Annotated in this window: 20 protein-coding genes; 9 read left to right on the plus strand and 11 right to left on the minus strand. The window is 69.7% G+C overall.

Annotated elements, in window-relative coordinates:
* Window positions 1-535: 535 nt before the first annotated feature.
* Both L0984_RS04050 and L0984_RS04055 read right to left on the minus strand, forming a co-directional pair.
* Complete coding sequence (locus L0984_RS04050) at window positions 536-1,267, minus strand: RNA methyltransferase (protein ID WP_234192449.1); 732 nt, start codon at window positions 1,265-1,267, stop codon at window positions 536-538.
* A 28-nt stretch (window positions 1,268-1,295) separates the two neighbouring features.
* The gene (locus tag L0984_RS04055) at window positions 1,296-2,483 is read right to left on the minus strand and encodes an MFS transporter (RefSeq protein ID WP_234192781.1); all 1,188 of its coding nucleotides are present in this window, start codon (window positions 2,481-2,483) and stop codon (window positions 1,296-1,298) included.
* A gap of 240 nt (window positions 2,484-2,723) precedes the next feature.
* Here L0984_RS04055 and L0984_RS04060 point away from each other — a divergent pair, with 240 nt between their 5' ends.
* On the plus strand, window positions 2,724-3,419 hold the full coding sequence (locus tag L0984_RS04060; protein WP_234192450.1) for an RluA family pseudouridine synthase: 696 nt from the start codon (window positions 2,724-2,726) through the stop codon (window positions 3,417-3,419).
* On the opposite strand, the gene L0984_RS04065 is transcribed toward L0984_RS04060, so the two are convergent.
* The 5 genes from L0984_RS04065 to egtB form a co-directional block, all read right to left on the minus strand.
* On the minus strand, window positions 3,400-3,846 hold the full coding sequence (locus L0984_RS04065) for a universal stress protein (RefSeq protein ID WP_017759115.1): 447 nt from the start codon (window positions 3,844-3,846) through the stop codon (window positions 3,400-3,402). The genes L0984_RS04060 and L0984_RS04065 overlap by 20 nt on opposite strands.
* A gap of 140 nt (window positions 3,847-3,986) precedes the next feature.
* On the minus strand, window positions 3,987-4,727 hold the full coding sequence (locus L0984_RS04070; protein WP_234192451.1) for a 2OG-Fe dioxygenase family protein: 741 nt from the start codon (window positions 4,725-4,727) through the stop codon (window positions 3,987-3,989).
* Window positions 4,724-5,005, minus strand: coding sequence for a DUF427 domain-containing protein (locus L0984_RS04075; RefSeq protein WP_076503862.1), 282 nt, complete (start codon window positions 5,003-5,005; stop codon window positions 4,724-4,726). Before L0984_RS04075 ends, L0984_RS04070 begins: the two co-directional genes overlap by 4 nt.
* 160 nt (window positions 5,006-5,165) lie before the next feature.
* Window positions 5,166-6,140, minus strand: coding sequence for an L-histidine N(alpha)-methyltransferase (egtD, locus tag L0984_RS04080; RefSeq protein WP_234192452.1), 975 nt, complete (start codon window positions 6,138-6,140; stop codon window positions 5,166-5,168).
* Window positions 6,140-7,399 (minus strand): ergothioneine biosynthesis protein EgtB, encoded by a 1,260-nt coding sequence (gene egtB / locus L0984_RS04085; RefSeq protein WP_255697115.1) that lies wholly within the window; start codon window positions 7,397-7,399, stop codon window positions 6,140-6,142. The genes egtD and egtB overlap by 1 nt, the downstream gene beginning before the upstream one ends.
* Before the next feature lie 151 nt (window positions 7,400-7,550).
* On the opposite strand from egtB, the gene L0984_RS04090 reads away from it, so the two are divergent.
* On the plus strand, window positions 7,551-8,885 hold the full coding sequence (locus L0984_RS04090; RefSeq protein ID WP_234192453.1) for an NAD(P)/FAD-dependent oxidoreductase: 1,335 nt from the start codon (window positions 7,551-7,553) through the stop codon (window positions 8,883-8,885).
* A gap of 403 nt (window positions 8,886-9,288) precedes the next feature.
* Here L0984_RS04090 and L0984_RS04095 read toward each other — a convergent pair whose 3' ends face one another.
* Window positions 9,289-9,507, minus strand: coding sequence for a hypothetical protein (locus L0984_RS04095; RefSeq protein WP_234192454.1), 219 nt, complete (start codon window positions 9,505-9,507; stop codon window positions 9,289-9,291).
* Between the two features lie 346 nt (window positions 9,508-9,853).
* Between L0984_RS04095 and L0984_RS04100 the strand changes: the two genes are divergently transcribed.
* The 3 genes from L0984_RS04100 to L0984_RS04110 all read left to right on the plus strand — a co-directional run bounded on the left by L0984_RS04100 (window position 9,854) and on the right by L0984_RS04110 (window position 10,778).
* Window positions 9,854-10,069 (plus strand): hypothetical protein, encoded by a 216-nt coding sequence (locus L0984_RS04100; RefSeq protein WP_043118497.1) that lies wholly within the window; start codon window positions 9,854-9,856, stop codon window positions 10,067-10,069.
* Window positions 10,070-10,106: 37 nt separating this feature from the next.
* The gene (infA, locus tag L0984_RS04105) at window positions 10,107-10,379 is read left to right on the plus strand and encodes a translation initiation factor IF-1 (RefSeq protein WP_017760753.1); all 273 of its coding nucleotides are present in this window, start codon (window positions 10,107-10,109) and stop codon (window positions 10,377-10,379) included.
* 63 nt (window positions 10,380-10,442) lie between these two features.
* Complete coding sequence (locus L0984_RS04110; protein ID WP_017760754.1) at window positions 10,443-10,778, plus strand: RNA recognition motif domain-containing protein; 336 nt, start codon at window positions 10,443-10,445, stop codon at window positions 10,776-10,778.
* Between the two features lie 135 nt (window positions 10,779-10,913).
* Here L0984_RS04110 and L0984_RS04115 read toward each other — a convergent pair whose 3' ends face one another.
* The 3 genes from L0984_RS04115 to L0984_RS04125 form a co-directional block, all read right to left on the minus strand.
* Complete coding sequence (locus L0984_RS04115) at window positions 10,914-12,614, minus strand: long-chain fatty acid--CoA ligase (RefSeq protein WP_234192455.1); 1,701 nt, start codon at window positions 12,612-12,614, stop codon at window positions 10,914-10,916.
* 85 nt (window positions 12,615-12,699) lie between these two features.
* A complete protein-coding gene (locus L0984_RS04120) occupies window positions 12,700-14,478 on the minus strand; it encodes a PAS-domain containing protein (RefSeq protein ID WP_234192456.1) in 1,779 nt (592 codons plus the stop codon).
* Between the two features lie 239 nt (window positions 14,479-14,717).
* The gene (locus tag L0984_RS04125; RefSeq protein WP_234192457.1) at window positions 14,718-15,635 is read right to left on the minus strand and encodes a LysR family transcriptional regulator; all 918 of its coding nucleotides are present in this window, start codon (window positions 15,633-15,635) and stop codon (window positions 14,718-14,720) included.
* A 135-nt stretch (window positions 15,636-15,770) separates the two neighbouring features.
* Here L0984_RS04125 and L0984_RS04130 point away from each other — a divergent pair, with 135 nt between their 5' ends.
* The 4 genes from L0984_RS04130 (at window position 15,771) to L0984_RS04145 (ending at window position 19,660) form a co-directional block, all read left to right on the plus strand.
* Window positions 15,771-16,442 carry an orotate phosphoribosyltransferase gene (locus L0984_RS04130; protein ID WP_234192458.1) on the plus strand — a complete coding sequence of 224 codons (672 nt, stop codon included), beginning with the start codon at window positions 15,771-15,773 and terminating at the stop codon, window positions 16,440-16,442.
* On the plus strand, window positions 16,439-17,716 hold the full coding sequence (locus L0984_RS04135) for a hydantoinase/carbamoylase family amidase (RefSeq protein ID WP_234192459.1): 1,278 nt from the start codon (window positions 16,439-16,441) through the stop codon (window positions 17,714-17,716). Before L0984_RS04130 ends, L0984_RS04135 begins: the two co-directional genes overlap by 4 nt.
* Before the next feature lie 218 nt (window positions 17,717-17,934).
* Entirely contained in the window at window positions 17,935-18,717 is a 783-nt protein-coding gene (locus L0984_RS04140) for a dihydroorotate dehydrogenase electron transfer subunit (RefSeq protein ID WP_234192460.1), read from the plus strand.
* On the plus strand, window positions 18,710-19,660 hold the full coding sequence (locus tag L0984_RS04145) for a dihydroorotate dehydrogenase (protein ID WP_234192461.1): 951 nt from the start codon (window positions 18,710-18,712) through the stop codon (window positions 19,658-19,660). Before L0984_RS04140 ends, L0984_RS04145 begins: the two co-directional genes overlap by 8 nt.
* Window positions 19,661-19,708: the final 48 nt, after the last annotated feature.

Below are 19,708 nucleotides of genomic sequence, written 5' to 3' on the forward strand. Positions count from 1 at the left end.
GAGCGCCCTGCTATCATTTATTGCCTTGCTACGGAGAGAGTCCGGAATATGGACGTTTGCATCTGTCGACCTGTGGGCTTTTCCAGTAATTTTTGTTTCAATAAAGCAGCGTTTTTTCTAAAGTCCTGATCTTTTACGATCCATGATTGGGCCTGGCTCACCATTCTGAAAAACCATTCTGGTCCAGACAAAAAGGGCAGCCGGCCGGGGCGTTGAATCTGCCCACACCGGCCGCGCTGTTGCCCACATTTCAGCAGTGGTTCAAGGCGAGCGTGCGGAAGTGTGTTTCCGCGCAGCGTTGATCAACCGCTTCAACGGGATCCTCCGCTCTATCACAGCTTTGTTGGCCCGCGTGAAGCGGATCCGATTGGGGCCGCGGTGGTTATGCCAGCCGCGCCATGGACGCAATTCAGCCGATCAAAAGTCAATGCGCCTTTGGCAGCGCCGACCCCATCACTCCTTCAGGGGCCACCCAGATGCAGCGCGCTGCCGCCAGCCTAGGTTCAGCCACAAAAGGTCCGAAGCAACAGGACCCTCACGAACGCCGAAGCGGCTGCTTCTCCGCCATCGCCTTCGCGATGCCCCGCAGGATGTGGATTTCCTCCATCGTCGGCTGCGCGCGGTTGAACAGTTGGGCCAGGCGCGGCATCAGCTTCTTGGGGGCGGCCGGGTCCAGGAAACCGATCTCGACCAGCGAGCGCTCCCAGTGCGCCAGCATGCCGGTCACGGCCTGGGCGTCTGCCGGCGGCGTCACCGGTGCCGCCGAGCGCACCTCGAAGCCGCCCAGCGCCTGCCGCCATTCGTACGCCACCAGCTGGACAGCGGCCGCCAGGTTGAGCGAGCCGAAGTCGGGCGCCGTCGGGATCGACAGCGCCACATGGCAGCGGTAGACGTCCTCGTTGCGCATGCCGAAGCGCTCCGAGCCGAAAAGCAGGCCCACATGCTGCGGCCCACCCTCCTGCACCAGCCCCGCGAAGTGCTCGCGCGGCGCCCGCGTGGGCGGGCCGAAGTCGCGCGAGACCATGGCGGTGGCACACAAATGGGTCAGGCCGTCCAGCGCCTCGTCCAGGGTCGCCACGATGCGGGCCTTCTCCAGCACATCGAGGGCGCCGCTGGCACGCTGGATGGTCTCTTCCCGGCGCAGCACGTTGTCCCAGCGCGGCGCCACCAGCACCAGGTCGTCGAAGCCCATGGTCCGCATGGCGCGCGCCGTGGCGCCGACATTGCCGGCGTGGCTGGTGTGGATCAGGATGAAACGGGTGCGCATCGAAGACAGTCGCAGACGGGAAAGCCCGTCATTCTCGCGCCTGCCCCGTGCCCATGCGGTCGCGCCCGGCCAGCGTCGGAAAGAGCCGGAACCAGGCCAGCGTGACCAGCAACGTGCCCACGCCCCCCGCCACCACCGAGCCCACCGGCCCGAGCAGCGCGGCGGTGGCGCCGGACTCGAACTCGCCCAGTTGGTTGCTGGCCCCGATGAAGATGGAATTGACGGCACTCACCCGGCCGCGCATGGCATCGGGCGTTTCCAGTTGCACCAGGGTCTGGCGGATCACGACGTTGACCATGTCCGCGGCACCCGAGATCGCCAGGACGACCAGCGACAGCCAGAAGCTGCGCGACAGCCCGAACACCACCATGCACAGCCCGAACACGCCCACCGCCAGCAGCAGCGTGCGCCCCACATGGCGCTCCACCGGCCGCCGGGTGAGCCAGATGGATGCCGTCAGCGCCCCCACCGCCGGCGCGCCACGCAGCAGGCCGAGGCCCCAGGCGCCCACATGCAGGATGTCCTTGGCGAAGATGGGCAGCAGCGCCACCGCGCCGCCCAGCAACACGGCGAACAGGTCGAGCGAGACGGCGCCCAGCACCGGCTTGCGCCGCCAGATGAAGCGCACGCCGGCCAGCAGCACTTCGGTGGTCACCGGCTCGCGCGGCCGCGCCGCATGGGCGTAGCGCAAGGTGGCGGCCAGCAGCACGGCCGCGATGAAGAACCCGATGCAGGTGGCATACACCGCGCCCATGCCCGCCACAAACAGCAGCCCGCCCAGGGCCGGCCCGCCGATGATGGCCGACTGCTGCCCCGCCGAGCTGAAGGCCATGGCACGGGGCAGCATCAGCGGCGGCACCAGCAGCGGCGTGAGCGCCTGCTGCGCCGGCATCTGGAAGGCACGCACCGCCCCCAGCACCAGCGACAGGCCCAGCAACAGACTGCGCGAGTCGCCACCGCCCAGGTGCGTGATCAGCAGCGACAGCGCGACCAGGCCCTGCACGCCCAGGCAGGCCGCCAGGATGCGGCCGCGGTGCAGCCGGTCCACCACATGGCCGGCGTACAGCGCCAGCAGCAGCGCGGGCGCGAACTGGTAGAGGCCCACCAGGCCCAGGTCCCACGCGCTGCCGGTGAGGTCGTACATGTGCCAGCCGATGGCCACCATCAGCATCTGCTGGGCGGCGGTACCCAGCAGGCGCGCCAGCCACAGCTGCATGAAGGGGCGGACGCGGGTGAGGTCGGAGAAGCGGGCCTGTTCGGGAGCGGAAGCGGAATCGGGCGCGACGGCGATGTCGGCAGGGGCGGGAGGCATTCGGTCGAGCATAGCCCAGCACCCTCGCCCTTCGCTGACCAGGGCACGCAGCGATCGCCTCCGGCACAGCCCTCCACGGGCGGCCGATGTGCATTGACACGGGGCAGCGCGCTGCCGCGCCCTCCCCGCCTAGACTGCCGCACCGTGAGCCAAGACCCCGCCGCCCTCCACGCCCTCTACGAAGACGAGCACCTGCTGGTGCTCGACAAGCCGGCCGGCCTGCTGAGCGTGCCCGGCCGCGGCGACGACAAGCAGGACTGCCTGTCGGCCCGCGCACAGCACCGCTGGCCCGACGCCCTGGTGGTGCATCGGCTGGACATGGCCACCAGCGGCCTGATCCTGATGGCGCGCAGCCTCGCCGTCCAACGGATGCTCGGCGACGCCTTTGCAAGCCGGCAAGTGTGGAAGCGCTACGAAGCCATCGTCGACGGCGCGCTGGAATCCAAGCACTGGCAGACCATCGACCTGCCGCTCATGGCGGACTGGCCCAATCGCCCCCTGCAGAAAGTCGACGCCGCCGGCAAGCCCAGCCTCACCCGCTGGCGGACGCTGCAGCGGTTGCCAGAATGCGCCGGCACCCATGTGCTGCTGGAGCCGCAGACTGGCCGCTCGCACCAGTTGCGGGTGCACATGGCCGCGCTGGGCCATCCGATCCTGGGCGATGCGCTGTACGGCGATGGGCGGGTGGCCGCCGCCGCGCCACGCCTGCTGCTGCATGCCACGGTGCTGCAGCTGCGCCATCCGGTGACCGGCGAGGCCTTGCGCGTCGAGAGCCCGGCGCCGTTCGCGCCAAACCCTCAGGATGCGGCCGAAGAAGGCCTCAGACCTCCAGCTCCTTGACCACCAGCACCGGCATGGGTGCCTCCTGCAGCACGCGCTGGGTGACGCTGCCCAGCAGCAGCTTCTCGATGCCGGTGCGGCCGTGCGAGCCCATCACGATCAGGTCGCAGCCCAGGGCCTTGGCCGTGTCCACGATGCCCTCATGCACCACGTGGCCGTCGATCACGCGCTGGTCGCTGTGCAGGCCTTCGGCGGCCAGGGCCGCCACGCCGCGAGCCAGGGCCGTGTTGGCGCTGGCCGTGGCAGCGGCCAGGTATTCGTTCTGGCCCAGGGCATAGTCCGCGCCCACGCCAATGAAGGGATAGTTGTCGATGACGTGGATCAGCGTGATGCGGCTGCCGAAGGCCAGGGCGAGGCCGCTCGCCTTGCTCACCGCCAGCATCGACGTCTCGGAGCCGTCGATGGGAACCAGGATGTGGTTGAACATGAAGGTGTCCTCTCGCTGTGGGTTGGTCCTGCCGGTCGGCCTTGCCGCCGGCGCCTTGGTGCACTGTAACCCGCGACCCTGACGGGACCATGTAGGACGCCGGGGCAGCGGCCGGTGGCAGGCCATGAGCCTGCGCTGGATCAATCGCCCTGGAAGCCGCCGGCCCGGCAGGTGATGACCAGCGTGTCGCGCCAGCCCTGCGTCCCGGGCGCGACCGGCTGGATCGGCGTGGATTCATGGATCACGCGCTGATCGTCCAGCAGCATCAGTGTCCAGGGCTCCGTCAGCGTGAAGCGCTCGCCGCGTCGGCCGCCGGCCTCGAAGACGCGGGTCTCGCCGCCCTTGATGCCCTGCCGGCCCACGAGTGCCACCGCCACCAGGTCCACGCCATCGCGATGCGCGCCCTCCGGCGTGGGCCGGCCGATGCCGCCTTCGGTGTCGATGCGGAACTGGTGCGCCTCGATGTACCAGCGCTGGTCGCCGCGCAGGGCCGCTGCGGCTTCGGCCGTCTTCAGCAGCAGTCGGCGCCAGGCAGGTCGCGCCACGGTGTCGGGCTCCATGGGGGCGAACCAGCGCTGCATGCCGCCGTGCAGCGCGTTGTATTCGACCGGCTGCCAATGCGCGCGGTGCGGCGCCTGCACCAGCGCCCCGCCTTCGGTGGTGAAGCAGGCGTGGCGACGGCGACGGTAGCGGCCACCGTCCTTCAGGTATTCATCGGGCGGCAGTTGCGCCCAGTCGGGCTGCAAGGCTTCCAGGTCGGTCAGCGGCAGATCCAGCCACTCGGCCACGCCGCGCGGGTTGAGCACGGCATAGCCCTCCTGCCGCAACGTGGCGCCCAGTTCGTCGGGCGGGGTGTAGAGGGGGGAGAAAGCGCTGTTCAAGGCTCGACCTTCACGCCCTTCCAGAAGGCGACGCGGTCTTTCACCATCTCGGCTTCGGGCTTGGGGTCGGGGTAGTACCACACCGCCTCGGGGTTGAGCTCGCCGTTGACCAGCAGCGAGTAGTAGCTGGCCGTGCCCTTCCAGGGGCACACGGTGTGGTTGTTGCTGAAGGTCACGTACTCGCGCCGCAGCGAATCGGCGGGAAAGTAGTGGTTGCCTTCGACGAGCACGGTGTCGTCGCTTTCGGCGATGGTCACGCCGTTCCAGGTAGCTTTCATGTCGGCAGGAGTTCATCGCGCCGTCGCCGGGCGCGGGCTGCGATTGTCGCTGCCGGCGCGCTTCGGTGGCGACTCCTGCCGAAGCCAGGGCCACCGGCGGCGGCCTGAACATGGAAACGGGCGCCAACCCCGGTCGGCGCCCGCTTGGCTTATGCCGTGGTCATTGCACGGCAGGCAGCCAGTGCACGCTGAAGAGTCGCTGCGGATCGGTCCACACCGGGCCGATGCCGAAGCCCGCCCGCGCCGCCATCGCACGCAGGCCGTCGATGGTGAACTTGTGCGAATACTCGGTGTGCAGCGTCTCGCCCTCCTCGAAGGCATGGCGCTGGCCCTCGAGCGTGACCACCTGCTCGCGGCGGCTGACCAAGTGCATCTCGATGCGGCGCATGGGCGCGTTGTAGAAGGCCGCGTGAGAGAAGGCATTCACATCGAAGTCCGCACCCAGCTCGGCATTGGCACGGGCCAGCAGGTTGAGATTGAAGGCGGCCGTCACGCCCTGCGCATCGTTGTACGCCGCATGCAGCAGTTGCGGGTCCTTCACCAGATCGACGCCCAGCAGCAGGCCACCCCCCCGCAGCAGGCGGGCGGCCTGGCGCAGGAAGGCGAGCGCCTCGTCGGGCTCGAAGTTGCCCAGCGTGGAGCCGGGGAAGAAGCCGACGCGCCGGCCGGCACCGGCCAGCCGCTCGGGCAGCTCGAAGTGCTGCGTGTAGTCGGCCACCACCGGCGTGACCTCCAGCCCCGGGTAGTCGGTGCGCAACTGGCGCGCCGCACCCTGCAGATGCTCGCCCGAGATGTCGATGGGCAGGAATCGGCGCGGCGACTGCAAGGCGTCGAGCAGCAGGCGGATCTTCACCAGCGAGCCGGCGCCGAATTCCACGATCTCGGCATCGTGACCGATCTGCTGGGCGATTTCCGGCGCACGGCTTCGCAGGATCGAGAGTTCGGTGCGGGTGGGGTAGTACTCGGGCAGATCGCAGATGCGGTCGAACAGGCGCGAGCCCTCCGCGTCGTAGAACCACTTGGGCGAAATGCGCCGCGGCCGGTGGGCCAGCGCGCTGGCCAGGTCGTCCGCAAAGGCACGGCGGCCGTCGTCGGCGACACGGGACTGGATGGCGAGGGAGACGGGTGGAGACATCACAGGTCCTTGGCGAGGCGCAGCCCGCTGAATTGCCAGCGGGCGGCCGGCGGGAAGAAGTTGCGGTAGCTCGGCCGCGCATGCCCGGCCGGCGTGGCCACGCTGCCGCCACGCAGCACCAGTTGGCCCACCATGAACTTGCCGTTGTATTCCGCGGCCACGCCGGGAAGCGGCCGGAAGCCCGGATACGGGTCGTAGGAGGAGCGGGTCCATTGCCACACGGCGCCCTCCGCCTGGGTGAAACCCGGCAGCGTGGTGGCGGCCACCTCCCACTCGGCCTCGGTCGGCAGGCGTGCGCCGGCCCATTCGGCATAGGCGGCCGCTTCGTAGAAGCTGATCTGTGCGACAGGCGCATCGGCCTGCAGGGGACGCACACCGTCGAGGCCGAAGACATGCCAGCCCGCCGTGCCATGGTGGCCCGACAGGGTCAGGCGCGGGTCATCCGGCGGCAGCCAGTAGGCCGGATGCTGCCAGCCATGCGACTGCACCGCAGTCCAGCCGTCGGACAGCCACCAGCGTGCCTGCTCGTAGCCCCCGTCGGCGATGAACTGCGCGAACTCGCCACAGGTCACCAGGCGATCGGCGATGGCAAAGGGCTGCAGCAGCACCGCGTGGCGCGGCCCCTCGTTGTCGAAGGCGAAGGCGTCGCCTTCATGCCCGATGGCGGCCATGCCCCCGGGATGCTCCAGCCAGGCCAGCGATGGCGTGGCCGCAGCCAGCCGCAGTGCAGGGGCGGAAGGCGCGCGATACGCAGGCAGCAGCGGGTTGCACGAGAAGACGTGCAGGATGTCGGTGAGCAGCAGCTCCTGATGCTGCTGCTCATGGTGCAGGCCCAGGGTGAGCACCGGCTCGATCCGTGACAGCGCCGGTGCATCGGCCGACGAGAGCAGCGCCTCCACCGCGGCGTCCACATGGCGGCGGTAGGCCAGCACCTCCTCCAGCGAGGGCCGGGTGAGCAATCCGCGTTGTGGCCGTGGATGCCGCGGCCCCAACGCTTCGTAATAGGAGTTGAAGAGGTAATGGAAGCGCCGATCCAGCGCCTGGTAGCCGGCGGCGTGATGCTCGAGCAGCACGGCCTCGAAGAACCAGGTGGTGTGCGCCAGATGCCATTTGGTCGGGCTGGCATCGGGCATCGACTGGATGCACTGGTCCTCGGCGGACAGCGGCGCTGCGAGGGCCATGCTGTGCGACCGGACCTGCCGGTAGGCGTGTAGCAGATCGGGGCTCTCGAGCGCGGATCTCGAATGGTGGGAAGTCATGAGTCTCCGTGGATGTTCTGGCTCCCGGAAAGCGGGCCAGTCGTCGCGGGATCGGTGTTTGTAGCCGGCCGCATGCCCACGAAACGTAGGACGAAAGCGCGCAGGCCCGCTACGCCGCTGGCGCGCCGACCCGCACTTCCATAATGGACCGATGCCCTCTGCACAAAGCACCCCTGCCCGTCCACGCGTGGTGATCGTCGGCTGCGGCTTCGGCGGACTCGAGGCTGCGCGCACCCTGCGCGGCGAGCCGCTGGACATCGTGGTGATCGAGAAGACCAACCATCACCTTTTCCAGCCCTTGCTCTACCAGGTGGCCACGGCGGGGCTCGCCGCCCCGTCCATCGCGGCCCCATCGCGCTGGCTGTTCCGCAGGCAGCCGAATGTGACCACCCTGCTCGGCGAGGTCGGCGGCATCGATGCGGCGGCGAAGTGCGTGCACCTCACCGATGGCCATGCCGTTCCCTACGACCATCTCATCGTGGCGGCAGGGGCCACGCACAGCTACTTCGGCCATGACGAATGGGCCGCGGACGCGCCGGGACTCAAGACCTTGGCCGATGCCTTCGAGATCCGGCGCCGGGTGCTGACGGCCTTCGAGCTGGCCGAACTGGAGGAAGACCCCGAGCGTCGGCGCGCGCTGCTCACCTTCGTGGTGATCGGCGGCGGCCCCACCGGGGTCGAGATGGCCGGCACCCTGGCCGAGATCGCACGTCACACGCTGGCGGGCGAGTTCCGCCGCATCGTGCCTTCCACGGCGGAGGTGCTGCTGGTCGAAGGCAGCAGCCGCGTGCTCCAGGCCATGCCCGAGGGCCTGAGCGAACGGGCCCGGCAGCAACTCGAGAAGCTGGGCGTGAAGGTGCGGCTCGATGCGATGGTGATGCGCATCGATGCCCACGGGCTGGAGGTGCGCGAAGGCGGTGCCGAAGGCGACATCGTCCGCATCGACAGCCGCTGCGTGATCTGGGCAGCCGGCGTGGCCGCATCGCCCCTGGGGCGTCTGCTCGGCGAGGCCACCGGCGCCGAATGCGACCGCGCGGGGCGGATCCGCGTGCAGGCAGACCTGAGCCTGCCGGGTCATCCGGAAATCAGCGTGGTGGGCGATCTGGCGGCGGCGATGAGCCATGTGCCGGGCCAGGCACCCCGACCCGTGCCGGGCGTCTCACCGGCCGCCAAGCAGATGGGACGCACCGCGGCCCGCAACATCCTTGCCCGCCAGACCAGACGTCCCCCGCAGGCCTTCCGCTACAAGGACTGGGGCAGCCTGGCCACCATCGGCCGCAACGCGGCGGTGGCCGATGTGCCCACGCCTTTCGGCGCGCTGCGCTTTTCGGGCTATCCGGCCTGGCTGTTCTGGTTGTTCGTGCACGTCTATTTCCTGATCGGCTTTCGCAACCGGCTGATCGTGCTGATGGACTGGGCGAGCGCCTACTGGACGTTCCGCCGCAATGCCCGCGTGGTGCCCGAGGTACGGGCCGGCCGGGACTGAGAGGCCCGAGGCGCCCCGTCGGACTGCTCAGATAAGCAGCAATCCAAGGAAACACACCGCAACAATGGGGTTTGGCGACGCCGCCACCACCTTATCCCCAACGTTTTCCACAGAAAAACTGGATAGCCGCCATAACCGTCATTTCTGACACCTTTGTGTCGCAGGGAGGCGTCGCGCCAAGCCTTACGGACGCAGCACGAACATCCACACCAGAAAGATCGCTACCAGGCAGGCCGCGATCCAGACCCAGACGGCAAAGCCCACCCGTGTGGCCTTCTTGGAAGTATGAGGATCACCATGTTGCATGCCGCCACTTTGGTACGCCTCGCCTTCTGCGCCGCACGACGGCGCCCAAAGCCATGAAGGACGGGACCGACGTGGGGGATGCGACGGCCGGGGGTGCTCAGTCCTCCCTCAGCTTCTGCTGCCTGCAGATGTTGGAGCCGGTGGTCGTGAGTTGGAGCGATCCACCCGCCCATTCCAGCCAGGACAAGGCCACCAGATCGTCGATCGTCGCTTCATCGATCTCGCCGGCACGCCGGCGTTGCAGAAGGTTGGCCACCCGCGGAAGCTCGATGCGCAGTGCATCCTGCCGAGGTCTAGAAAGCGAGGCAGTGTTCATTCGTGCCCTTCCAAGCGTCGATGACACAGCGTAACACCCGCCGTGGTCGCTGGCGGGGATTTTTGAGCAGAGTCAGCCAGGATCGGCTATACTCCGTCGATTGGCCGGGGCGTACTCGCCGCCCCCGCCCTTGATTGGCACCGCGCAGCTTCCCGGGCTGCCCAGGCTTCGGTCCCAAAATTCTGGCCGGACGCCCATCTTCTTCGGCGAGTTCATCGCCCGTCCGCATCACCCTTTCTTGCGGGCTGGATCCACCCTTCAGGGTTTCACTTTTCTGCGCATGGCAGCCTTCGGCTTGCCACCCAGCGCAGGTCCGCGCCGGACGCGGATCACGAACTTCGATTTCATGCAGAACATTCCCGCCCAATCGTTGGGCCGCTACCTCATCACACCGCTGACGCGGCTGACCGACTCCGGCCAGTACGCCGCGTCCGTCTCTATCCGCCGCGGCATGCACGACCGGATCTTCCGGTTCATCCCGCGATTCGACAGCGCCGCCAACGCCGAGCGCTATGCCCTCGCCCAGGGCCAGCACTTCGTGCTGAACAACCAGCTGGCCTGATACAGGCCGACCGACCCCACCACTGACAAGGAGCTTCGTGGCCAAGGAAGAACTGATCGAAATGCAAGGCAAGGTGGAAGAAGTCCTGCCGGACTCCCGCTTTCGCGTCACGCTCGACAACGGGCACACCCTCATCTGCTACACGGGCGGAAAGATGCGCAAGCACCGCATCCGCGTGCTGGCCGGCGACAAGGTCTCCATCGAGATGTCGCCCTACGACCTGAACAAGGGTCGCCTCACCTTCCGCCATCTCGAGCAACGCTCGGGTGGAGCCTCTGCCGCGCCGCGCAAGCGTCCGCCGCAGCGCTGATCGCTTCCCCTTCAACCCACCTTGCCGCATCGAACTTCAAACGCGGCAGAACGAAAGAAACCCATGGAAAACAGACTCTACGTTGGCAATCTGGCCTACAGCACCCGTGACGAAAGCCTCCAGCGTCACTTCTCCGAATTCGGCCACGTCAACTCGGCCAAGGTCATGATCGACCGCGACAGCGACCGCTCCAAGGGCTTCGGCTTCGTGGAGATGGGCTCGGCCGAAGAAGCCCAGGCCGCCATCAACGGCCTGAACGGCCAAAGCATCGACGGCCGTGCCGTGACCGTGAACGTGGCCCGTCCGATGACGCCGCGCACCGGTGGCAATGGCGGCGGCGGTGACCGTCGTGGCAGCGGCGGCGGCTACGGCGGCGGTGGCTATCGCAACTCGTACTGAAATCAGCCCCTTGCCCTGCTGGCGCATCCTGCCGGCAGGTGCATGGCCTGAGTGAGAACGGCCCGCTTCGCGCGGGCCGTTTTCTTTTGTGCTGCAGCGGCCGTCACGAGGCGTCCGCGTCGAGGGGCGGGACGTCTACTTCGCGCCGTCCTCCGCCTCCTGCAGCAGGCGCCACATGACCTTGCCGCTGCCGCTCTTGGGCAGCGCATCGAGGAACTGCACCTGCCGCGGCACCTTGTAGGCGGCCATGTTCTCGCGGCACCAGCCGATGATGTCCTCGGCGGTGGTGTCCTTGTGCGTGGGCCGCAGCACCACCATCGCCTTGACCGACTCGCCGCGGTAGGTGTCGCGCGTGGCGATGACGCAGGCCTCCTGGATCGCCGGGTGGCGGAACATCAGCAGCTCCACCTCCGCCGGCCAGACCTTGAAGCCGCTCGCATTGATCATGCGCTTGAGGCGATCGGTGATGAAGAAGTAGCCCTCCTCGTCCATGCGGCCCATGTCGCCCGAGCGGAAGAAGCGCTTGCCCTCGAACTCGATGAAGGCCGATGCGGTCGCATCGGGTCGCTTCCAGTAGCCCTCGAAAACCTGCGGGCCATGGATGATGATCTCGCCGGACTCCCCGGGCGGCAGTTCCTGCAGCGTGTCGGGGTCGACCACGCGCGCGTCCACGCCCATGAAGGGCATGCCCAGGCATTGCTGCTTGGGATGGTCGGGCGGGTTGCTGTGCGAGGGCGCGGCCGTCTCGGTGAGCCCGTAGCCTTCCTGGTAGGCCAGGCCGAACTCGTCCAGCAGCCGCTGCGCCACGGCCTGCGGCATGGCAGCGCCGCCACCGCCGATGTAGATCAGGCTGGACAGGTCGTAGTTCTTGAAGTGCGGGCTGGCCAGCAGGTCGATCACCATCGTCGGGATGTTGGTCCAGCTGGTGACCTTGCGGGTGGAGATGAGATGGCCGGCCACGTCGCGGTCCCAGCGCGGCATGATGACCAGCGCCGCCGCCGCCAGGATGGCCGTGTGCATCATGCTGACGATGCCGGTGATGTGGAACATGGGCACCACCGCCAGCACCACGGTGTCGGCATGGGCGCAGCCCCACATCTGGCCCGAGACGGCGTTGTGCATCAGGCTGCGGTGCAGGTGGACGCAACCCTTGGGCAGGCCGGTGGTGCCGCTGGTGTAGGGCAGCAGGGCCATGTCGTCGGCGCCCACCTCGTGCGCCGGCGCGGGTGCGTTGCGGGCCATCAGGTCGGTCCAGGCATGCACCTCGCCGCCATCGAGCCGCGGAAGTTCGTGGCGGGTGAGCAGCCAGTTCTTCCAGGCCGGCGCCATGGACGGGCCGTCCGCCGCTGCCGCATCGAAGGCATCGGTGAACTGGGTGACGACCAGGTGCGCCAGCCGTTCGCCCTCGGGCAGTGCATTGCTCGCCTTGGCCAGTTCGGGCGCCAGATCGGCCGTGGTGATCGCGACCTTCGCATCCGGGTCGCTGATGTAGTGCTTGAGCTCCTCGGCCCGGTTCATCGGGTTGACAGGCACCACCACGGCGTTCGCGCGCAGGATGGCGAAATGCGCCACGACCAGCTGGGGCGTGTTCTGCATGTCCAGCACCACGCGGTCGCCGCGGCGCACGCCCAGCGCATGCAGCGCGCCGGCCAGCGCCTCGACCTGAGCCGCCAGTTCGCGGTACGAGGTCACGCGGTCGAAGTAGACCAGGGCCGCCTTGTCGGGATAGCGCTGCGCGCTGGTGGCCAGGTTGTGCCACAGCGAGGTGGCGGGCAGCGTGATGGCGTGCGGCAGGCGTTTGGGCCAGAAGCGGTAGTGCGGGCGGTCGGCAGACATGGGTGAAGGAATGCGGTGTCGCGACAAAAGCCGCCAGCCTACGCCCCGCCCCCCGGCACACGACACCGGGAAAGCCCCTTCCGCGTCACATAGGCGACGAGTCCGCGCCCTCGCCGGCCCAGCCGCCCGCCGCCCCGAACAGGCACACGCCGCCCGCGCCCCGCGCCTTGGCCAGGTACATGGCGCTGTCGGCCCGGCGGATGAGCTCGTCGGGGTCGTCGCCCACGCCGGTGGACAGCGCGATGCCCACGGACGCCTTCACCGACAGGGTCTGCGTGTCGACCTCCATCGGCAGCCCCAGCGCGAGCAGCATGCGCTCGGCCAGCGAACGCGCGACCGCGGGCGCGTTGGTGCCGTGCTGCAGCAGCGCGAATTCGTCGCCGCCGATGCGCGCCAGCACGTCACCCGGCCCGATCACCTCGCGCATGCGCCGGGCGGCGGTCACCAGCACCTTGTCGCCGGCCGCATGGCCGTAGCGGTCGTTGATGGGCTTGAAGTTGTCGATGTCGATGTAGTGCACGGCGAAGCCCTCGCCGCCGTGGCTGGCGGCCAGCGCGGCACCGGCCATGTGCTCCAGGAAGACCTCGCGATTGACCAGGGAGGTCAGGCCGTCGTGGCGCGCCAGGTAGCGGATGCGCTCCTCGCTGCGGCGGCGGTCGGTGATGTCGGTGTAGGTGAGCACGGCGCCGCCGCCATCCATGGGCACGCTGTAGACCTCGATTACCCGGCCATCGGGCTGCTGGCGTTCATAGCGATAAGGCTGGTCGAAGGGGATGGCCTGCGGCTGCGCCGCCAGCCCGGGCGGCATGCCGCGAGCCACGCGCTGGGCGAGCTGGATCGCCTGCACCTCGCGAAAGGCCGGCCGCGATGCCATCAGCTCGGGCGGCAGGTCCAGCAGCTCGACCACCCGCTTGTTGCAGACCTCCACCACGCCCTGGGGATTGACCATGATGATGCCCTGCTCCATCCGCTCGAGCGCGGCCTCCAGCATGGTGGATTTCTGGCGCAGCAGCGTGTCGCTTTCCCAGGTGCGCCAGTTGGCCATCAGCAACTGCTGCTGCTGGCGCTTGAGCAGCGTGATGTCCACATGGGCGAAGAAGCAGGTGCCGCCGGCGCTGCGCTCGCCGATCACCCGGCTCCAGCGCGCATCGGGCAGCGGCAGCTCGAAGGGCGCGCCGGTGAAGTGCAGGTTCTCGCCCAGGATGGCCACGCCCTCGTCGAACATCGCCCGCTCCCCCTCGCGCGCCGTGGCCGACCAGGCGGCGCGGAAGACCTGCTCGAAGGTGCTGCCGATGGCCGCCTGGCGCTCGCGCAGGCCGTACATCGCCAGGAAGGGCTCGTTGACCCAGACGATGCGCTGGTCGGGCGACGTGATCATCACGCCGTCCGGCATGTGGTCCAGCAGCGCCTGGCTGTCCAGGCCGGCGATGCCCGAGGTGCCGGCGGAGCCGGACAGCTGCACGCCGCCCTCCTCGCGCCACATGCGCACCCGGCCGATGCCGGGCATGGGCAGGGACGACACCCACAGGCAACGCCCCCGGTGCTCGAAGGCGAAGGGCCGGTGCTGCGCACGGTGGCGCTGAAGGCCCTCGGAAACGAAGCGGTCGAGCTGGCCGCGCTCGTCGGACGCCAGCCTCACCCCGTAGAAGCGGCGCAGGTTGTCGCGGTACGACTCGCCGACATGCACATGGCCCTCGTGTTCCGGAAAGAAACGCAGGAAGGTGCGGTTCCAGAGCAGGCAGCGGTCCTGCTCGTCGAACAGGCACAAGCCCACCGCCAATCCGTCCAGCGCATCGGCCATCACGCGCACAGGCCCGGTCAGGTCATGGACCAGGTCAGGCTTCAGCGGGTCGTCGAGATCCATCGAAAGAGGCGTGGCGCTGGCGGTCAGGGCAAGGGCTTTCAGGGGGACATGCCTGCGGCCGGCAGACGGTCATCCGGAGTTTTCTTCTCTTATCGGCATTTCCGCGCCGTCCTGAATACATTTTGCCTCGTTCCTGACAATGTAAAACATACGTTTGCGGTATTTGAATGACTGTGGCGCCGTGGCAGCCCAGGTGCGGAACCCGCGACAGCGCGTGGCCGTCGACCGCTGCGGGCGCCTCAGACGGGGGCGACGTGATCGGCGAAGCGCTGGGCCACGGCGGGCAGGTCGTCGAAACGCTGCGCGTACAGGCGCAGCTCCCGGCGCGCCCAGCCATCGGTGAGCGGCACGGCGCGCAGGGGCGTGCCTTCGGCCAGCGCGCGGAAGGCGCCTTCGGGCATCACGCCGACGCCCAGTCCCGCCTCCACCATGCGGCACAGGGCGCTCAGGCTGTCCACTTCGATGTGGCGACGCAACACCCGCCGGGTGCTGCTGGCTTCCTGCGACAGCGCCTGCTGCACCGTGCTGCTGTCGCGCAGGCCCACCTGCGGCCAGTCCAGCGTGCGCGCATAAGCCACCCGCCGCAGCCGCGCCAGCGCATGGCCGCGCGGCACGACCAGCACCAGCTGCTCCTGCCGGTAGGGCCGGCTTTCCAGGCCCAGCACGTCGTCGCTGGGACCGCACACGCCCACGTCGGCCGTCCCCTCGCGCACCGCTTGCGCCACCGCGCGGCTGGCGGCCTGGCGCAGGTCGATGCGGATGTCGGGATGGCGGCGCATGAAGTCGGCCAGGTCCGCCGGCAGGAACTGCTCCACCGCCGAGGCACTGGCGCACACGCGCACGCGGCCGCGGATGCCCTGGGCGGCTTCGACGAGATCCTCGCGCAGGTGCTCGACCGCCAGCAGGATGGCCTGCGCATGCGACAACAGCACAAGGCCCAGCGGCGTGGGCCGCACGCCCCGGGCATGGCGCACCAGCAGCGGCGCCTGGGCCAGCGACTCCAGCTCGGCGATGCGCTTGCTGGCGGCCGAGGCGACCAGTTGCGCGCGCTCGGCCGCACGGGCGATGCTGCCCGTCTCGCACACCAGCACGAAGAGATCGAGCGTGCCGACATCGAGCTGCCGGGCAAAGCTGCGGGGAGAAGGAGGACGGGGCATGCGGGCGTTCGAGCGTCGGGCGCAGGCCGCCCGGGGCCGAGCCATCGCGGATCGGAACGGCTCGCGGAGATTTTTGCACTTCGTCGCGCCGGGGCGGCTGCCTAGGATGCGCCGCTTGCTCCTTTCTGCAAGCCCATGATCTTTTCCGAATCCGACGCCGCCTCCGTGGCCCGCGCCCTGGTCGAAGCCGACGCCGTGCGCCTGGCCCAAGGCACCCCCTTCTTCTACACCTCGGGCTGGGCCAGCCCGGTCTACGTCGACGTGCATGCGCTGCTGGCCGAGCCCGCGCGACGCCGCCAGCTGCTGGACCGCATGGCCGAGGCGGTGACGCCGCGGGTGCGCGAACAGGGCATCGGCGCCGTGGTGGGCACCGAAAGCTCGGGCATCGCCCTGGCCGCCTGGCTGGCCGAGCGCCTGTCGCTGCCCCTGCTCACGCTGCGCAAGCGGCCCATCGGCTGGGGCGTGCAGGCCCAGTTGCAGGGCCGGCTGGCCCCGGGCTGCCGCACGCTGCTGGTGGACGACGTGAGCACCGACGGCCGATCCAAGAACGCCGCGGCCGCCGCGCTGCGCCAGACCGGCGCGCAGGTGGACGACGTGCTGGTGCTGTTCGACTACGCCATCTATCCGCAGGTGCCGCCCGCCTCGGCGCCGGTGGCACTGCACGCCCTGGCCTCGTGGCGCCATCTGCACGCAGCCCTCCAGCAGGCAGGCCGCCTCGACGACGACGCGCTGAAGATGCTGGCCGAATTCAGCGCCTCGCCCATCGATTGGTCGGTGGCCCACGGCGGCACGGGGGTGGTGGCATGACGCCCTTCGATCTTCTGGACCGGATCGGCCAAGCCACCCATGACGGCCTCGGCATCACCCGCGAAAGCTACGGCGACGGCGAAAGCGCCGCGCTGACGCTGCTGACGCAGGAGGCCGAAGCAATGGGCCTGGCCGCCGAGACCGACCGCGCCGGCAACCTGTGGCTGCGCATCGCGGCCGACCGTCGGGACGCGCCGGCCGTGGTCATCGGCTCGCACGTCGACTCGGTACCGCAGGGCGGCAACTACGACGGCCTGGCCGGCGTGGTGGCGGGCATCGCGGTGCTGCAGGCGCTGGCGGAGGACTGGCAAAGCCTTCCGCCGCTGCGCGTGCTGGCGCTGCGCGGCGAGGAAAGCGCCTGGTACGGCCGCGCCTATGTCGGCTCCCTGGCGCTGCTGGGCCGCCTGCCCGCCGCGGCGCTGGCGCTGCGCCATCGCACAGGCACCGGCACGCTGGGCGAAGCCCTGGCCGGCTGCGGTGCCGACGTTGCGGCCATCGCCCGCGGCGAGCCGCTGCTGCCGGCGCCCGTCGCCGCCTACCTGGAACTGCACATCGAGCAGGGCCCGGTGATGGTGGCGCGCCACTGGCCGGTGGCGGCCGTGACCGGCATCCGCGGCAACCTGCGCCACAACCGCGTGCGCTGCCTGGGCGAGACCGGCCACTCGGGCGCCGTGCCGCGCTGGCTGCGCCACGACGCCGTGCTGGCCGTGGCCCAGTTGCTGGCGCGCATGGACGAGCACTGGCGCGTGCTGCTGCAGATGGGCATGGACCTGGTGATGACCACCGGCATCTTCACCACCCCCGCCGCCTCGCATGCGGTGTCGGTGATCCCGGGTGAGGTGCAGTTCAGCTTCGAGGTGCGCAGCCAGGACGCCGAGACGCTGCGCCGTTTCCATGCGCTGTTGAAGCAGGAATGCGAGACGGTGGCCGCCGAGCGCGGCGTGCGCTTCGAATTCGACGAGCCCGTGGCCAGCGCCCCGGCCACCATGGACGAGGGCTGGATCCGCCGCTTCGAGGCTGCCGGCGCCGCGCTCGGCCAGCCGTTGGAGCGGCTGCCCAGCGGGGCCGGCCACGACGCGGCCGTCTTCGCCGCCGCCGGCATTCCATCCGCCATGCTCTTCGTGCGCAACGCGCACGGCTCGCACAACCCGCACGAAGCGCTGTCGGCGGAGGACCTGGATGCAGGCGTCGCCGTGCTGCGCGAGGCCATCGCCGCACTGCGTGCGCCCGCCAGCGAGGTCGCCGTGCCTCCCACCGCCGAGGCCCTGGAATGAACCGCCTTGTCACCGCCGCCGTCCCGCGTCCCTCTACCCTGGCGGGAGAGCGGTCGGGGAGAGGGGGCGCCTGCCCTGGAACGACCATGCACCTTGCGAACGCTGCCGCCCCCTCTCCCCGGCCCTCTCCCACCAGGGGAGAGGGAGCAATGCCCTCTTCGTGTACGACCGCCCAGTGCGATTCACCCGGCAGGCGGGTGGCCAGCCACCAGTGCCGCGTGACTGCCCACCAGGCGGTCAACGCGCGATACCGCTACCTGCGGCTGCAGGCCGAGGCCGACCTGGCCGGCAGCACGCGGCCCGGGCAGTTCTATCAGCTGCGCTGCCCGCAGACGAGCGTGCTGCAGCCCTTCCTGCTGCGACCCATGAGCGTCTACGGCACGGGGCCCGACGCAGGCACGGTCGAATTCCTCTACGCCGTCGCGGGCACCGGCACGCTGGCGCTGGCCACGCTGGCCGAAGGCCAGTCGATGGAGATCGTCGGTCCGCTGGGCCAGGGATTCACGCTCGACGCGAGCGCGCGGCGCGTGCTGCTGGTGGCCCGCGGCGTGGGCCTGGCCACCATGGCGCCGCTGGTGCGGCAGGCCGCGCAGGCCGGGTTGGCCATCGACGTGCTGCTCTCCGCCCGCAGCCCGGCCGACGCGATGGCGGACGAACTGCTGCGCGGCGCCCCTGCCACGGTGCATGCCGTCTTCGACAGCGACGGCAGTTCCGCCGTGGACCGCGTCGAGCCGCTGCTCGCCGTGCTGCTGGCCGAGGGTTGCGACGCCGTCTACACCTGCGGCTCCGAGCGCCTGGCGCTGCTGCTGCGCCGGCTGCTGCAGCCGCATCCGCAGGTCCGGGCCGAGGTGGCGCTGGAGCAGCGCATGGCCTGCGGCATGGGCGTGTGCCTGTCCTGTGTGCGGCCCTTCGAGCGCGAAGGCCACGTCGCCCTGCAGCGCGTGTGCCGCGAGGGCCCCGTCTTTCCGCTGCGCGAGATGCTGGGAGGCTGGCATGGCTGAGCTCTCGGTGCGCATCGGCAGCCTGGGGCTGCGCAACCCGGTGATGCCGGCCTCCGGCTGTTTCGCCGTCGAATACCAGGAGGCGCTGGACCTGGGCGGCCTGGGCGCGCTGGTGATCAAGAGCGTCACACCGAAGAAGCGCGTGGGCAATCCGACGCCCCGCGTGGCCGAGGTGCAGGGCGGCCTGCTCAATTCCATCGGCATTCCCAGCAAGGGGCTGGACGCCTTCGTGCGCGACGTGCTGCCGGCCTACCAGGGCTTCGGCACGCCGGTGGTGGTCTCGCTGTCGGCCGACACGGTGGCCGAATTCGCGGCGGCCGTGCAGGTGCTCTCGCGCCCCGGCGTGGCCGCCATCGAAGCCAACATCTCCTGCCCCAACCTGGAGGCCGACGGCCTGGCCTTCGCCATGCAGGCGCGCAGCACGCACGACGCCATCGCCGCCATGCGCCGCGCCACCGACCTGCCGCTGTGGGCCAAGCTGACGCCCAACGCGGGCGACGTGGCCGCCATCGCCCGCGCTGCCGAAGAAGCCGGCGCCGACGCGGTGGTGATGGGCAACACGGCGCTGGGCATGGCCATCGACGTGCACACCCGCCGGCCGCGGCTGGGCAACGGCATGGGCGGGCTGTCGGGGCCGGCGCTCAAGCCGGTCACGCTGCGCATGACCTACCAGTGCGCGCGGGCCGTGCGCATCCCGGTCATCGGCTGCGGCGGCATCGCCACGGCCGAGGACGCCGTCGAATACCTGCTGGTCGGCGCCACCGCCGTGCAGGTGGGCACGGCCTCCTTCATCGACCCCGGGGCGATGCAGCGCATCGTGGCGGGGCTCCACGACTACTGCGCCGCACACGGCGTGGCGCGGGCGGCCGAGCTGACCGGAGCCGTCCAGATGGAAGGCGAGGAACAGCGCAGCTGGCGGGCGCAGTCCGCCGCCTGGGCCTAGGGCCTGTTAACAGGCCCCAGGCCCGCCCCCGCGGCCGCCGCACTCCAA

The organism is Pseudacidovorax sp. NFM-22 (assembly GCF_021401245.1).
Taxonomy (GTDB): Bacteria; Pseudomonadota; Gammaproteobacteria; order Burkholderiales; family Burkholderiaceae_C; genus Xenophilus.

Excerpts from the sequence above, each read along its gene's own strand:
- L0984_RS04135 (WP_234192459.1), top strand. The coding sequence starts at position 16,439 with ATGACGCCCTTCGATCTTCTGGACCGGATCGGCCAAGCCACCCATGAC.
- egtD (WP_234192452.1), bottom strand. The coding sequence starts at position 6,140 with ATGTCTCCACCCGTCTCCCTCGCCATCCAGTCCCGTGTCGCCGACGAC.
- egtB (WP_255697115.1), bottom strand. The coding sequence starts at position 7,399 with ATGACTTCCCACCATTCGAGATCCGCGCTCGAGAGCCCCGATCTGCTA.
- L0984_RS04090 (WP_234192453.1), top strand. The coding sequence starts at position 7,551 with ATGCCCTCTGCACAAAGCACCCCTGCCCGTCCACGCGTGGTGATCGTC.
- L0984_RS04130 (WP_234192458.1), top strand. The coding sequence starts at position 15,771 with ATGATCTTTTCCGAATCCGACGCCGCCTCCGTGGCCCGCGCCCTGGTC.
- L0984_RS04075 (WP_076503862.1), bottom strand. The coding sequence starts at position 5,005 with ATGAAAGCTACCTGGAACGGCGTGACCATCGCCGAAAGCGACGACACC.
- L0984_RS04110 (WP_017760754.1), top strand. The coding sequence starts at position 10,443 with ATGGAAAACAGACTCTACGTTGGCAATCTGGCCTACAGCACCCGTGAC.
- L0984_RS04145 (WP_234192461.1), top strand. The coding sequence starts at position 18,710 with ATGGCTGAGCTCTCGGTGCGCATCGGCAGCCTGGGGCTGCGCAACCCG.
- L0984_RS04055 (WP_234192781.1), bottom strand. The coding sequence starts at position 2,483 with ATGCAGCTGTGGCTGGCGCGCCTGCTGGGTACCGCCGCCCAGCAGATG.
- L0984_RS04095 (WP_234192454.1), bottom strand. The coding sequence starts at position 9,507 with ATGAACACTGCCTCGCTTTCTAGACCTCGGCAGGATGCACTGCGCATC.
- L0984_RS04120 (WP_234192456.1), bottom strand. The coding sequence starts at position 14,478 with ATGGATCTCGACGACCCGCTGAAGCCTGACCTGGTCCATGACCTGACC.
- L0984_RS04050 (WP_234192449.1), bottom strand. The coding sequence starts at position 1,267 with ATGCGCACCCGTTTCATCCTGATCCACACCAGCCACGCCGGCAATGTC.
- L0984_RS04100 (WP_043118497.1), top strand. The coding sequence starts at position 9,854 with ATGCAGAACATTCCCGCCCAATCGTTGGGCCGCTACCTCATCACACCG.
- L0984_RS04065 (WP_017759115.1), bottom strand. The coding sequence starts at position 3,846 with ATGTTCAACCACATCCTGGTTCCCATCGACGGCTCCGAGACGTCGATG.
- L0984_RS04125 (WP_234192457.1), bottom strand. The coding sequence starts at position 15,635 with ATGCCCCGTCCTCCTTCTCCCCGCAGCTTTGCCCGGCAGCTCGATGTC.
- L0984_RS04115 (WP_234192455.1), bottom strand. The coding sequence starts at position 12,614 with ATGTCTGCCGACCGCCCGCACTACCGCTTCTGGCCCAAACGCCTGCCG.